We start from the raw sequence: 13,622 nt of genomic DNA on the forward strand, positions 1-13,622 counted from the left end.
CACCCCAACCCTCTCCCCGTAAGAACGGGGAGAGGGAGAGGAGAGGTCTTCAGAAGATTCGCGAGAAGATCACGTAGAGCGTGGCCGACAGCATGATCGCGCAGGGCAGCGTCAGCACCCAGGCCATCAGCAGGTTGCGGATGGTCGCCATCTGCAGGCCCGAGCCGTTCGCGGCCATGGTGCCGGCGACGCCGGACGACAGCACGTGGGTGGTCGAGACCGGCAGGCCGAACACGTCGGCGGCACCGATCGTGGCGGCGGCGACGAGCTCGGCGGAGGCGCCCTGTGCGTAGGTGAGATGGGTCTTGCCGATCTTCTCACCGACCGTGACGACGATGCGCTTCCAGCCGATCATGGTGCCGAGGCCGAGCGCGATGGCGACCGCGATCTTCACCCAGTTCGGGATGAACTTCGTGGCGGCGTCGAGCGAGCCCTTGTAGGCGTTCAGGGTCGCGACCTCGTCCTTGTTGAGATCGTTCTCCTTGTCCTTCATCAGGAAGCGGATCGCTTCCGAGGTCAGGTACATGTCGTTGCGGGTGTTGCCGACGGCTTCCGCCGGCACCTTGTTCAGCGTGCCGTATTTGGCGACCTGGTCGCCGACATCCTTCACCAGCACGGCGAGCGAGGGATAGGTGCCCTCGTTGATCTGATGCAGCGCGATGTACTGCGTCACCGCCGGACGGGGATCGCCGATGATGCTGTGCCCGGCGCCCTTGGCCGAGATCACCCTGGCGGCGGCATCCGAGGTCTTCTGGAACTGGGCGACCTGGGATTCCGGCAGAGCGCGGTTGAGCGCGTAAGCGGTTGGAACGGTGCCGATCAGGATCAGCATGATCAGGCCCATGCCCTTCTGGCCGTCGTTCGAGCCGTGCGCGAAGCTGACGCCGGTGCAGGTCAGGATCAGGAGGCCGCGGATCCAGAGCGGCGGAGCCTTGTTGCCTTCGGGCGCGGCGTACAGAGCCGGGTTGCGCACGATGAACTTGAGCACCAGCAGCAGCACGGCGGCGCAGGCGAAGCCGACCAGCGGCGACAGCAGCAGCGCGTAGCCGATCTCGGTAGCCTTGCTCCAGTCCACGCCCGAGGTGCCGTCGCGGCCGCGCATCACGGCGTTGGCGATGCCGACGCCGATGATGGAGCCGATCAGCGTGTGCGAGGACGAGGCGGGCAGGCCGAAATACCAGGTGCCGAGATTCCACAGGATCGCGGCGATCAGCAGCGCGAACACCATTGCGAAGCCGGCGCTGGAGCCGACCTGGAGGATCAGCTCGACCGGCAGCAGCGAGACGATGCCGAAGGCGACCGCGCCGGAGGACAGCAGCACGCCGAGGAAGTTGAAGAAGCCCGACCACATCACGGCGACTTCAGCCGGGAGCGAATGGGTGTAGATCACGGTCGCCACCGCATTGGCGGTGTCGTGGAAGCCGTTGACGAACTCGAAGCCGAGCGCGATCAGCAGCGCGACGAACAGCAGGATGTAGGGCAGGAAGGTCGTGACCCGCGTGCCGGTCGCGTTGACGTCGGCATAGATGCTGTAGGCGACGAACAGCAGGCCCGCGGCGAGGATGCCGAAGAACAGGATCATCGTCAGCGGATTGAAGCCCTTGTCGAGATTTGGCCGCGAGGCCGGCTGGATCGGCGCGGGATCGGCTACCGCGCGGTCGAATGCTACATCGGTCATGTCTGGACGCCCCTTAACTTTCAGGTAAGGGTATTGTCCGCGATGGATTTGAAGGCTGGATGACAAGCGGTGGTTGAAAGGCGTTTTCCCGCCCGTATTTAGGCGGCGCGCGCGGATTTCCTCTGCAGGCTGGCGGCGATCTTCAGGTCTTCGACAAAGCGCTGATATTCCAGCACTTTGGCTTCCGGGTCGGGCAGTCGCAGCAGATAGGACGGGTGCACCGTCACCAGCGCCTTGCGGCCGTCGGGAAGGTCGATGAGCCGGCCGCGGGTCTTGCCGATTGGGGTGATCTTGCCGAATACGCTTTGCGCGGCGGTGGCGCCCATCGCGACGATGAGCTCGGGCTGGATTGCCGCAACTTCCCGCTCAAACCATGGCCGGCACGCTTTGATTTCCGGTGTTGCCGGCTTCTGGTGCAGGCGGATCTTTCCGCGCGGCACGAATTTGAAGTGCTTCACCGCATTGGTGACATAGACCTTCTTGCGGTCGACGCCGGCTTCCTCCAGCGCGCGGTCGAGCATCTGCCCGGCCGGTCCGACGAAGGGATGGCCGGCGAGGTCTTCCTTGTCGCCGGGCTGCTCGCCGACCAGCATGATGGTGGCGTCTTTCGGGCCTTCGCCGAACACGGTTTGCGTCGCGTCCTTGTAGAGCGGGCAGGCACGGCAATGCGCGGCCTCCTCGCGGAGCGCTTCGAGATCGTTGGCGGCGGCTTTGTGTCCCATGATGGCTTCCGGACGTGGGGAGATCCGTCCGCCGGTCCAGCGTTCGGCATCGGCGAGCAGGGGTCCAAGTATCGATCCAAGTACCGATGCGTCCTGGAGGTTCCTCCGGCGCTTCACCGGCGCGTCGGTCGTCATCAGCCGGCCGGGCTGGAAATGGCGCCGCCAGGTTTCCTCCAGGCGGCCTGGTGCCGGCCACTCCGTCCGGCTGATTCCGGGCGTGAAGGAGATCGCGTGACCATTCCAATGGGCACAAACGTCAGGCGTGAGGATCGACCAGGGCATGTCGGCAAAACGACGCGCAAAGAACGGCGCGGCGAATGCGACGATGTAATGCTCCGGCTCGAACCAGGCGGCGTAATGCGCCTTCTGCTCGCGCCCGATCTCGCGGAAGCGGACGAGATCGCGCATCCGCTGTGCATCGCGTTGCACGCTGCCAGCCATCGCGGTTGCCTGCGCCACGTCGGGATCGCTCATCGTTACGAGCAGGTCGTGATCGGCCTTCAACCGCCAGAGCAGGCGATAGAGCAGCGCAAAACGCTCGCCCTCGCGATGCAGGATCGCGATGCGGGCAAGCTCGATGAAATTGGCCGGCACGGTGAACGTGCTCTCGGTCTCGATCGGCGGAAGGCTCGGCGCTTCGGACAGGCCGGGCGGCATCTGGTCTTTCGTCTGGCCTTGCACGTGCCACACCACGTCCGCTGGGGCGACGTGGTGCAGCGCGAATGCGCGTGCGGCTTTACGCCAGCCGTCGAAATCGGTCTCGCTGTCCAGGGTGACGAGGTACATGGCACTCGAATCCTCTTGATTCCGCTCATGAATCCATGGGCGCGCCAATTCGATTGACTCCAGGCGCGCCGTTAGCTTTATATTAGAACATATCATGAACAAATGAGCCAGCCGCTGGTTCTCTTTTTGAGAGCCACCGGCAATCACCTCTGAAGGAGCGGCGTATATGAGCGGCGCACGCACAAGCGCGCTTGCGACCTTGCGCAGCCAGATCGAGCGCATCGAGACGGCGGAGGTCGTGCATCAGCATGATCGCGTCGCGCTTGGCCACGGCGAGGTCGACAGCGCGCTGAAGGGCGGGCTCGCGCGCGCGGCGATCCACGAGGTGTTTTGCGAGGGGCGCCAGGGCGCCGCCGCGACCGGGTTTGTCATGGGCGTTGCGGGACGCGTGACCGCGCGCCGGCCGCTGTTGTGGGTGCGGCAGGATTTTTCGGAACTGGAAGCCGGCGCGCTGTCGATGAGCGGGCTCGCCGAGCTCGGCCTCGACCCGCGCCGCGTGGTGATGGTGCGCGCGGCCGACGTGGAGGGTGCGCTGCGCACTTCGGCCGATGCACTGGCCTGCGATGCGCTCGGCGCGGTCGTGCTCGAGCTCTGGGGCGAGACGCGGCAATTCGATCTCGTGGCGAGCCGCAAGCTGACGCTGGCCGCGCAAGGCTCCGGCGTCACCGGCCTGCTGTTGCGGATGGCCGCGCAGCCGCTGCCCTCGACTGCCGAGACCAGATGGATGCTGCGCGCGGCGCATTCGCCGCCGGGCACGATGTGGAATGCCTGGGGCGCGCCGCGCTTCGATGCCGAGCTGTTGCGCAATCGTCATGGCCCGTGCGGCCGGTGGATCATGGAATGGAAATGTGATGAGTGCCAGTTCAGTGAACCGTCGACGTATTCTCAGCCTGTGGCTGCCGCGCCTGCCCATCGACCGGATCCAGCGGTTCTTCAACGGCGGGCTGGGTAAGACCAAAGCGTTTTCGAGCGAAGTGGGTACCGGTTCGCGTGAAGAAAACGCGTCAAAACAAAAAGACGAGCCCAGCATCGTCGTCATCAAAGAGACCAATGCGCTGGTGATCCATGCGCTTGACGATGCGGCGTCGCGGCTGGGCCTGCATATCGGCCAGCCCCTGGCCAATGCGCGGGCGATGTGCCCGGACTTGCGGGTGTTCGATGCCGATGTCGTCGCCGATGCGAAGACGCTGAGCGACATCGCCGACTGGTGCGACCGTTTCACGCCGCTAGTGGCGCTCGATCCGCCGCACGGGCTGTTCCTTGATATCACCGGCTGCGCGCATCTGTTCGGCGGCGAAGCCGCGCTGTTGCAGACGCTCATTCGCGCGCTCGGCCGACAAGGCTTTGCCGTCAGCGCGGCGATTGCCGGCACCTCGGTCTGCGCGCGGACGCTGACGCGCCAGGTCTCCGGCACCATCGTCGTCGATGGCGGGGAGGCGGAGGCGATCAGCCGGCTGCCGGTGTCCGCGCTCGGCGCGGGCGAGGCCATCACCACCGGCCTGCGCCGTGCCGGCCTGAAGACCATCGGCGATGTCGCATCGCGCGGCGCCCACGAGATCACGGCGCGGTTCGGCGCGCGGTTCTCCACGCTGCTCGCGCACGCGCTGGGGCAGGGCGATGCGCCGATCAATCCGCGAAAGCCGCTGCCTGACTACATCGTGGAGAAGCGCTTTGCCGAGCCGATCGCGACCGACACGATGATCGCGATGACGCTGTCGCGGCTCGCCGACACGTTGATCGCGTCCATGGAGAAGCAGGGCAAGGGCGCGCGGCGGCTGGAAGCCGCCTTCTTCCGCACCGACGGCGTGGTGCGGGCGATCATGGTCGAGACCGGACGGCCGGTGACGCGAAGCGCCGTCATCGACCGCCTGTTCCGCGAGCGGCTCGATGCGCTCGCCGATCCCCTCGATCCCGGCTTCGGCTTCGACATGGTGCGGCTGTCGGCGAGCCGCACCGAGATCGTGGTGCAGGAGCAGCGCGATCTCGACGCCCATGTCCACGACAATGACGAGCTCGCCGCGCTGATCGACCGCATCGCGGCGCGGATCGGCGGAAAGCGCGTCGTCGTGCACCTGCCGCAGGACACGCATGTCCCTGAATGTGCGGTGCTGGCCGCGCCGGCGCAGCATCACCTTGCCGCCGCCATGCAGGCCGAATGGCCGGCGCGCGCCGAGGGCGAGCCGCCGCTGCGCCCCCTGCGGCTGTTCGACAAGCCGGAGCCGGTCACAGTGCCGTTCGCGACCGTGCCGGATGGTCCGCCGCATCAATTCACCTGGCGGCGCGCGAAACACGCGGTGGTGCGGGTGGAAGGGCCCGAGCGCATCGCGATGGAATGGTGGCGTCAGGACGGCAAGCAGTTGACGCGGGATTATTTCCGCATCGAGGATGCCGAAGGCCTGCGCTTCTGGATTTTTCGCGACGGTCTTTACGAGGGAGAGGTGTTCGACGCCGACGGCAAGCCCGCTCCTCCCAACTGGTATGTGCACGGTCTCTTCGCATGAACACGCCTGCTTATGCCGAGATCGGCATCACCACCAATTTCTCCTTCCTGCGGGGCGGTTCGGATCCGCGGGCCTATGTGCACCAGGCGAGCATCCTCGGCATCTCCGCGATCGGCATCGCCGATCACAACACGCTGGCCGGCGTGGTGCGGGCCTACAAGGAGCTCGACAATGACAAGGTGCTGCACAAGCCGAAGCTGCTGATCGGCGCGCGCATCGTCTTCATCGACGGCACGCCCGACATTCTTGTCTATCCGCGCGACCGCGCCGCTTATGGCCGGCTCTGCCAGCTCCTGACCCGGGGCAAGCGCGGCGACGACGTCACGCGGATCGAGAAGGGCGAGTGCCGTCTTGCCTTCTCCGATCTCCTCGCGTTTTCGGAAGGCCAGCTCCTGGTCTTGACCCTGCCGCATCGCTTCGAGCCGGCGCAGGCGCTGGATTTCCTTGCAAAGCTCAAAGCGACCCGCGCCGAGGGCGTGTGGCTGGCGGCGAGCCTGGTCTATCGTGGCGATGACCGACGCCGCCTGGCGCGGCTCGACGATCTCGCGACGACGGCAAAGGTGCCGCTGCTCGCGACCAACGAGGTGCTCTATCACGATCCTGCGCGCCGTCCCCTCCAGGACGTGCTCACCTGCATCCGGGAAAAGACCACGATCGAGGCGGTCGGACGAAAGCTCGAGGCCAATGCCGAGCGCTTTCTCAAAACTCCGCGCGAAATGTCGCGGCTGTTCCGTGACTTCCCCGACGCGATCGCGGAGACCATGCGCTTTGCGAACAAGATCGACTTCTCGCTCGACCAGCTTAGATATCAATATCCGGACGAGCCGGTGCCGCCGGGCAAGACCGCGCAAGGGCATCTGGAGGATCTGACCTGGGCGGGCGTCGATAAATATTTCGCCGGCAAGATCGATGACAAGCTGCGTGCTACGCTCGAGAAAGAGCTCGCGCTGATCGCCGAGCTGAAATACGCGCACTACTTCCTCACCGTGCACGACATCGTCCATTATGCGCGCAGCCAGAACATCCTGTGCCAGGGGCGGGGATCGGCGGCGAATTCAGCGGTGTGCTACGTGCTCGGCATCACCTCGGTCGACCCGACCAAGGTCGATCTCTTGTTCGAGCGCTTCATCTCCAAGGAGCGGCTGGAGCCGCCCGACATCGACGTCGATTTCGAGCATTCGCGGCGCGAGGAGGTGATGCAATATGTCTATCGCCGCTATGGCCGTCACCGCGCCGCGATCATCGCCACGATCATCCATTATCGTCCGCGCAGCGCCATCCGCGACGTCGGCAAGGCGCTGGGCCTGACCGAGGACGTCACCGCCGCGCTCGCCGACACCGTCTGGGGAAGCTGGGGCAGTGGCCTCAACGACATGCAGGTGAAGCAGGCCGGGCTTGATCCGCAAAACCCCATGATCAACCTCGCGGTCGAGCTTGCGACCGAGCTGATCGAATTCCCGCGCCATCTCTCCCAGCATGTCGGCGGCTATGTTCTCACCCAGGACCGGCTCGACACCTATGTGCCGATCGGCAACGCCGCGATGGACGACCGCACCTTCATCGAATGGGACAAGGACGACGTCGACGCGCTCAACATGATGAAGGTCGACGTGCTTGCGCTGGGCATGCTGACCTGCATCCGCAAATGTTTTGACTTGATCGACCAGCACAAGGGCGAGCGCTGGGTTCTGGCGAGCGTTCCGCAGGACGATCCCAAAGTCTACGACATGCTGTGTGACGGGGAGTCGCTCGGCGTGTTCCAGGTCGAGAGCCGCGCCCAGATGAACATGCTGCCGCGCCTGAAGCCGCGGACCTTCTACGACCTGGTGATCGAGGTCGCGATCGTGCGGCCGGGGCCGATCCAGGGCGACATGGTGCATCCGTATTTGCGGCGACGGAACGGCCAGGAGAAGGTGAACTATCCTTCGCCATCACCCGAGCATGGTCCCGCGGACGAGCTCTACAAGGTGCTGCACAAGACGAAGGGCGTGCCGCTGTTCCAGGAGCAGGCAATGCGCATCGCGATCGAGGCGGCCAAATTCACCTCCGAGGAGGCCAACGGCCTGCGCCGCTCGATGGCGACCTTCCGCAATGTCGGCACCATCGGCAAATACGAAGACAAGCTGATCGGCAACATGGTCGCGCGCGGCTACGATCCCAACTTCGCCAGAAGCTGTTTCGACCAGATCAAGGGTTTTGGTTCCTACGGTTTTCCGGAGAGCCACGCCGCGAGTTTTGCGCAGCTCGTCTACATTTCGTCATGGCTGAAATATCATCATCCCGATGCGTTCTGCTGCGGCCTCTTGAACTCGCAGCCGATGGGCTTTTACGCGCCGGCGCAGATCGTCGGCGATGCCCGCAAGAACGGCGTCGAGGTGTGCGACATCGACGTGTCCTACAGCTTTGCGCAGAACACGCTGGAGCAGGGGAGCGGCAAATATCGCGCGGTACGCCTCGGCTTCCGCCAGATCGACGGTTTTCATTGGTTGGACGAGGATGAGGAGCGCCTGAAACACTCCCAGCTGTCATTCCGGGGCGACGCGTCAGCGTCGAGCCCGGAATCCATAACCACGATCGGGAGTATGGATTCCGGGCTCGCGCCAAGAGGCGCGCCCCGGAATGACGGCGGAGCGTTAGACTGGGCCGACCGCATCGTCGCCGCCCGCAACCGCCGTCCCTTCACCTCGCTCGAAGATTTCGCCCGCGACACCGGCCTGCCCAAGCGCGCGCTGATCCTGCTCGCCGATGCCGACGCCTTCCGTTCGCTCGGGCTCGATCGCCGCGAGGCGCTGTGGCAGGTGCGGCGGCTGCCAGATGACGTGCCGTTGCCGCTGTTCGAGGCTGCCACCGCCCGTGAGCAGCCCGACGAGCATGCAAAGCCATTGCCCTTGATGCCGCACTCCGAGCAGGTGGTCGCGGACTACCAGACCATCCGGCTATCGCTGAAGGGCCACCCGATGGAATTCCTGCGCGAGATGTTTTCGCGCGAGCGCGTCGTCGCCTGCAAGGACGTCAATCATCAGAACGAGCGGCGGCGCGTCCGCTGCGCCGGCGTGGTGCTGGTCCGGCAGCGGCCGGGCAGCGCCAGCGGCGTCGTGTTCATGACGCTGGAGGACGAAACCGGCATCGCCAATGTCGTGGTGTGGCCCAAGATCATGGAGCAGTACCGCAAGGAGGTGATGGGCGCGCGCCTCATCCTGGTCGAGGGCTATATCCAGAGCAGCCCCGAGAAGGTGACGCATCTCATCGCCCAGCGCATGGTCGACCGCTCGCACGATCTGATCGGCCTTGCCAATGACTCGCTGACCCGCAAGCATCCGGTGCCATCAGGCGACGCGCTGATCGAGCCGCTCAACGACGACCGCCGCGACCACGCGGATGCTCCGGCACAGAAAATCCGCCACCCTCGCAACGTCCGCATCCTGCCGCCGTCGCGGGATTTTCATTGAGGTTGTCGCGCGGGATGCTGCCACGCCGTCATTGCGAGCGTAGCGAAGCAATCCAGACTGTTGCCGCGGAAAGATTCTGGATTGCTTCGCTGCGCTCGCAATGACGAGTTTGTTGAAGCGATCGCGCCTCACTCTCAGTCGTCATACCCCGCAAAGGCGGGGTATCCAGTACGCCGCGGCCTCTCGGTTCTAGCCGCACTGTCTCTGGAATACTGGACCGCCCGCCTTCGCAGGCGATGACAGCGTGCCCCTCAAAAATTCACCCGGTTCGAGATCGCGCCGTCCACGACGAGATTGGATCCCGTGGTGAACCCCGACACCGGGCTGGCCAGAAACACCGCCGCGCTTGCGATCTCCTGCGGCGTTGCCATGCGGCCGGTAGGGTTGCGCTTCATCGCATCCTTGTAGCGCTCGGGCATGTTCTGCTCGATCGTGTTCCAGACGCCGCCCTTGAAATAGACGGTGCCGGGCGAGACCACGTTGACGCGGATCTTCTTCTTCGCATATTGCCGCGCCAGCCCCTTGGCCATGTGGATCAGCGCCGCCTTGATCGGGCCGTAGGAGCTCGCGAGATCGGCCTGTGCCGCCGAGATCGAGGCGATGATGACGAAGGCTGCGTCGCCGCTTGTCTCGCCGCTCGCCTCGAGGAACGGTCGCGCGGCATCGAACGCATGCACGGCGCCGAGCACGTCGAGCCGGAAGTTCTGCTCCCAGGACGCTGCATCCTGACCTTGCGCCATCGCGCCGGCATTGGAGAACAGCATGTCGATGCCGCCGAGCTCCTTTGCAGCGCCCTCGACCCAGGACTTCAACGCCGCGCCGTCGGTGACGTCGACCGAGCTGCCGGTGGCGCGGATGCCGCTCGTCTTCAGCTCAGTGACGGTGGCGGCAACCTGATCCGCATTGCGCGCGCACACCGCGACATTGGCGCCTTCGCCGGCCAGCGTCGCCGCAATCGCCCGCCCGATGCCGCGCGTGCCGCCGAGCACGATGGCGTTCTTTCCCTTGAGACCGAGATCCATTGTTTTGTCTTCCTTGTTGTTGGTCGCGCGCCGTCGTCGCGAACGAAGCGCAGTGCCTCCTCCAATGTCGTCCTGGCGAAAGCCAGGACCCATTACCACGAACTTGCGCTGCTGTGCGATGTTGTGGCCAAGATGTGCTGTAACAACATTCGACCGGGGTAATGGGTCCTGGCTTTCGCCAGGACGACACCGAGCGTGTGGTTAGTTGCTTTGCCTGCGGCGACGACCTCACTCCGGTGCCGCCCCCACCGGCGGGCCGCCGGGCGGGCGGTGCAGGTAAGTCAGCGAGACGTAGGCGCCGGCCCAGGAGCCGAGCGCCGCGAAAGCGACATAGAAGGCGTTTTCGGTGTAGCTGATCACCGCGTAGGAGGAGAGCAGGTACCAGACCGCGCTCCAGTTCGCCGCCGGCACGCGCTTGCGCGCGATCACGGCGGAGGTGAACATGACATAGACCGCGTCGGTGGCCGCCGTTGCGATGAACACGGCGCCGGCGGTAAGGGGATCGATGGCGGCCATTGCATTCCTTTCTGCGATCATGACATGGTCGCGAAAAGTACAGCATGATCCGGTAAAGTGCGCAGCGGTTTTCCGGAAGGATCGTACGCAAAACAATAACCCGAAAGGGAGAGAAGCGGCCATGCAAAGTCCTGCCGATATTCTCGAGGGCATCTGGACCTCCGCCGGCGGCGATCAGGCCGCGCTTGCACGCGTGCGACTGACCGGCGAAGAGTCGCAGATCCCGTCCTCGTTTCGTGTCGCTGTCGCCGGCCAAACCACAATCGCTGCCGCGGGCCTTGCTGCCGCCGAAATCTGGCGATTGCGCAGCGGCGAGGTGCAGGACGTCCATGTCGACATGCGCCATGCCGTGGCCGAATGCCGTTCCGAGCGCTATTTGCGGCTCGACGACAAGCCGCCGCCACCGGCCCGGGACGCCATCGCCGGCGTCTACAGCACAGGCGATGGCCGCTTCGTCCGCTGCCACACCAACTTTCCGCATCACCGCGACGCGGTCTGCAAGGTGCTGGCTTGCGAGGCGGAGCGCGAGAAGGTGCAGGCCGCTTTGATGCGGTGGAAGGGCGAGGATTTCGAAACCGCGGCCTACGCTGCCGGCGGCGTCGTTGCCCTGATGCGCTCTCACGACGAGTGGTCCGCACTGCCGCAGGCATGTGCGCTCGCCGAACTGCCGTTGATCTCGATCGAGAAGATCGGCGAGGCCCCGCCAAAGCCGTGGCCTGAAGGCGATCGCCCGCTCGCCGGCCTCCGCGTGCTCGATCTCTCCCGCGTCATCGCGGGCCCCGTCGCCGGCCGTACGCTCGCCGCGCACGGTGCGGATGTGCTCCTGGTCTCGGGGCCTGAGTTGCCCGCCATTCCCTGGCTCACCATCGACACCGGCCGCGGCAAGCTCACCACCTTCATCGAGCTGAAGAGCGAGGCGGGCAGGGCGCAGATGCGTGCGCTGTTGAAGGACGTCGACATCTTCTCGCAAGGCTATCGCCCGCACGCGCTCGCAGCTCTGGGTTTCTCGCCCGAGGAGGCAGCGAAGATCAATCCCGGCATCGTCTACGTGACTCTGTCAGCCTACGGTCATGCCGGACCCTGGGCCGAGCGGCGCGGCTTCGACTCTCTGGTGCAAACCACCACCGGCTTCAACCATGCCGAGGGGAAGGCCGCCGGCATCGACGGTCCCAAGGAATTGCCGGCACAGATACTCGATCACGCCACCGGCTATCTCATGGCGTTCGGCGCGATGATGGCCAGGGCGCGCCAGGCCCGCGAAGGCGGCAGCTGGCACGTGCGCGTGTCGCTGGCGCAGACCGGCCGCTGGTTGTGGAATCTCGGCAGGCTCGACGGCGGACTGGACACCCCGGATCTTACGGGCGAGGCTGTACATGCAGCGTTCATCGAGAGCATGCCATCTGGCTTCGGCACGTTGAAAGCGGTGCGCCATTCGGCGCTGCTGTCGAGAACGCCGGCGCAATGGAGCCGTCCGGCGATGCCGCTCGGCAGTCATCCGGCACAGTGGCCGGCGAGAAGCTGACACTGAGCTTACTTGGAGCTGACGCGTCGCAAAATTTTAACGCAAACGGAAAGGTGCCGGGCGTTTTTTAGGTTGTTTGAAATCTGAATTCGGCACTATTAGCGCGACCGATGAGGCAATTGTTTGCCGAGATCGTCGCAGACATGACCGGGCCCCATGGTAGTTGAAAATACCAAGCGATTGCAGGTGCTTACAAAACAGCGGGTGATCTCATCCGTAGTTTTACTGGCACTCGCCGGCGCCGGTGCCTACGGCTTCCTCTATGCGGGGACCAAGGAAAAAAGTCATTCCGAGGTCTCCAGCCAGTCGCGCAGGAATGCGCAGAATTTCACGCCGACCCCGTCCGAATGGGCGACCCTGACGATCGAGCCGGTCAAGGCCAAGACCTTCCGGGCCGAATATGTCACCGAGGGCAAGGTCGCGGTCGACGAGGACCGCTCGACGCCGGTGTTCTCGCCCTATGCGGGCCGGGTCACCAAGCTGCTCGCCAAGCCCGGCGAGATGCTGAAGCAAGGTCAACCGCTGTTCACGATCGAGGCCGCCGACACCGTGCAGGCCCAGAACGATTTCATTGCGGCGATGACCTCGCAGAACAAGGCGAAGTCGGCGATCGATCTTGCCGACATCCAGTTCAAGCGGGCCAAGGATCTCTATGAGGGCCACGCCATTCCGCTGAAGGACTATCAGCAGGCGGAAGCCACCCAGGTCCAGGCGCAGAACGACATGCGCTCCTCGGCGACGGCGTTGGAAGCCGCACGCAACAAGCTGCGGATTCTCGGCTTCACCGACGAAACCATCAAGGCGTTCCAGGACAAGGGCGTCATCGATCGGGAGATCACGATCTACTCGCCGATCTCCGGCACGGTCGTGCAGCGCAAGATCGGCCCGGGCCAGTACGTCAATTCCGGCGCCAGCGATCCGGTCTTCGTGATCGGCGACCTTTCCACGGTCTGGCTCACCGCCTTCGTGCGCGAGAGCGATGCGGCCGCTGTGTGCATCGGGCAGGACATCACCGTCAACGTGATAGCGCTGCCGGGCCGGCCGCTGACCGCCAAGATCAACTACGTCGCCGCCGCGATCGATCCCAGCACCCGCCGTCTGCTGGTTCGCGCCACCATCGACAACAAGGACGGCGTGCTCAAGCCGGAAATGTTCGCCAACGTCACGATCTATTCGGCCGGCGACCGCGCGGCACCTGCGGTGCCGAAACAGGCGTTGATCTATGAAGCCGACAAGGTTCGCATCTGGGTGGCGCGCGAAGACAAGTCGGTCGAGCTGCGCCAGATCAAGATCGGCCTGATCAACGGCAACCTCGTCGAAGTCACGAGCAACCTGCAACCCGGCGAGCAAATCGTCACCAAGGGCAGCCTGTTCATCGACCGCGCGGCGTCCGGCAGCTGATCGACGACCCAAAAACTGAAAACAA

Annotated in this window: 9 protein-coding genes; 5 read left to right on the forward strand and 4 right to left on the reverse strand. The window is 64.8% G+C overall.

The genetic code is table 11. The features are described from left to right. Positions 1-49: 49 nt before the first annotated feature. Together WN73_RS44135 and WN73_RS44140 are read right to left on the reverse strand one after the other, a co-directional pair. Positions 50-1,678: an inorganic phosphate transporter gene (locus WN73_RS44135; protein ID WP_028172318.1), complete on the reverse strand. Its 1,629-nt coding sequence runs from the start codon at positions 1,676-1,678 to the stop codon at positions 50-52. A gap of 98 nt (positions 1,679-1,776) precedes the next feature. After that, on the reverse strand, positions 1,777-3,186 hold the full coding sequence (locus WN73_RS44140) for a UdgX family uracil-DNA binding protein (RefSeq protein WP_028172317.1): 1,410 nt from the start codon (positions 3,184-3,186) through the stop codon (positions 1,777-1,779). Positions 3,187-3,352: 166 nt separating this feature from the next. Between WN73_RS44140 and WN73_RS44145 the strand changes: the two genes are divergently transcribed. From WN73_RS44145 to WN73_RS44155, 3 genes are read left to right on the forward strand one after another with little or no spacing between them, the layout of a single operon-like run. Beyond that, positions 3,353-4,138 (forward strand): ImuA family protein, encoded by a 786-nt coding sequence (locus tag WN73_RS44145; RefSeq protein ID WP_028172316.1) that lies wholly within the window; start codon positions 3,353-3,355, stop codon positions 4,136-4,138. Beyond that, a complete protein-coding gene (locus tag WN73_RS44150; protein ID WP_039184086.1) occupies positions 4,038-5,687 on the forward strand; it encodes a Y-family DNA polymerase in 1,650 nt (549 codons plus the stop codon). Before WN73_RS44145 ends, WN73_RS44150 begins: the two co-directional genes overlap by 101 nt. Further along, positions 5,684-9,136, forward strand: a complete 3,453-nt coding sequence (locus WN73_RS44155; protein ID WP_028172314.1) for an error-prone DNA polymerase — start codon at positions 5,684-5,686, stop codon at positions 9,134-9,136. Before WN73_RS44150 ends, WN73_RS44155 begins: the two co-directional genes overlap by 4 nt. A gap of 251 nt (positions 9,137-9,387) precedes the next feature. Here the strand turns inward: WN73_RS44155 and WN73_RS44160 are convergent, their stop codons facing one another. Next, on the reverse strand, positions 9,388-10,158 hold the full coding sequence (locus WN73_RS44160; RefSeq protein WP_028172313.1) for an SDR family NAD(P)-dependent oxidoreductase: 771 nt from the start codon (positions 10,156-10,158) through the stop codon (positions 9,388-9,390). 228 nt (positions 10,159-10,386) lie between these two features. Beyond that, positions 10,387-10,674 carry a hypothetical protein gene (locus tag WN73_RS44165; RefSeq protein WP_028172312.1) on the reverse strand — a complete coding sequence of 96 codons (288 nt, stop codon included), beginning with the start codon at positions 10,672-10,674 and terminating at the stop codon, positions 10,387-10,389. 121 nt (positions 10,675-10,795) lie between these two features. Between WN73_RS44165 and WN73_RS44170 the strand changes: the two genes are divergently transcribed. Both WN73_RS44170 and WN73_RS44175 read left to right on the forward strand, forming a co-directional pair. Further along, positions 10,796-12,196, forward strand: a complete 1,401-nt coding sequence (locus WN73_RS44170) for a CoA transferase (RefSeq protein WP_028172311.1) — start codon at positions 10,796-10,798, stop codon at positions 12,194-12,196. Between the two features lie 156 nt (positions 12,197-12,352). Further along, positions 12,353-13,597 (forward strand): efflux RND transporter periplasmic adaptor subunit, encoded by a 1,245-nt coding sequence (locus tag WN73_RS44175; RefSeq protein WP_028172310.1) that lies wholly within the window; start codon positions 12,353-12,355, stop codon positions 13,595-13,597. The last annotated feature ends 25 nt before the right edge of the window (positions 13,598-13,622 follow it).

This window comes from Bradyrhizobium sp. CCBAU 45394, assembly GCF_028128655.1.
In the GTDB taxonomy this organism is placed as follows: Bacteria; Pseudomonadota; Alphaproteobacteria; order Rhizobiales; family Xanthobacteraceae; genus Bradyrhizobium; species Bradyrhizobium diazoefficiens.

What these genes read in the sequence shown, in the direction of transcription:
- WN73_RS44140 (WP_028172317.1), bottom strand. Translation starts at nt 3,186, where the DNA reads ATGTACCTCGTCACCCTGGACAGCGAGACCGATTTCGACGGCTGGCGT.
- WN73_RS44175 (WP_028172310.1), top strand. Translation starts at nt 12,353, where the DNA reads ATGGTAGTTGAAAATACCAAGCGATTGCAGGTGCTTACAAAACAGCGG.
- WN73_RS44160 (WP_028172313.1), bottom strand. Translation starts at nt 10,158, where the DNA reads ATGGATCTCGGTCTCAAGGGAAAGAACGCCATCGTGCTCGGCGGCACG.
- WN73_RS44170 (WP_028172311.1), top strand. Translation starts at nt 10,796, where the DNA reads ATGCAAAGTCCTGCCGATATTCTCGAGGGCATCTGGACCTCCGCCGGC.
- WN73_RS44155 (WP_028172314.1), top strand. Translation starts at nt 5,684, where the DNA reads ATGAACACGCCTGCTTATGCCGAGATCGGCATCACCACCAATTTCTCC.
- WN73_RS44165 (WP_028172312.1), bottom strand. Translation starts at nt 10,674, where the DNA reads ATGGCCGCCATCGATCCCCTTACCGCCGGCGCCGTGTTCATCGCAACG.
- WN73_RS44145 (WP_028172316.1), top strand. Translation starts at nt 3,353, where the DNA reads ATGAGCGGCGCACGCACAAGCGCGCTTGCGACCTTGCGCAGCCAGATC.
- WN73_RS44150 (WP_039184086.1), top strand. Translation starts at nt 4,038, where the DNA reads ATGAGTGCCAGTTCAGTGAACCGTCGACGTATTCTCAGCCTGTGGCTG.
- WN73_RS44135 (WP_028172318.1), bottom strand. Translation starts at nt 1,678, where the DNA reads ATGACCGATGTAGCATTCGACCGCGCGGTAGCCGATCCCGCGCCGATC.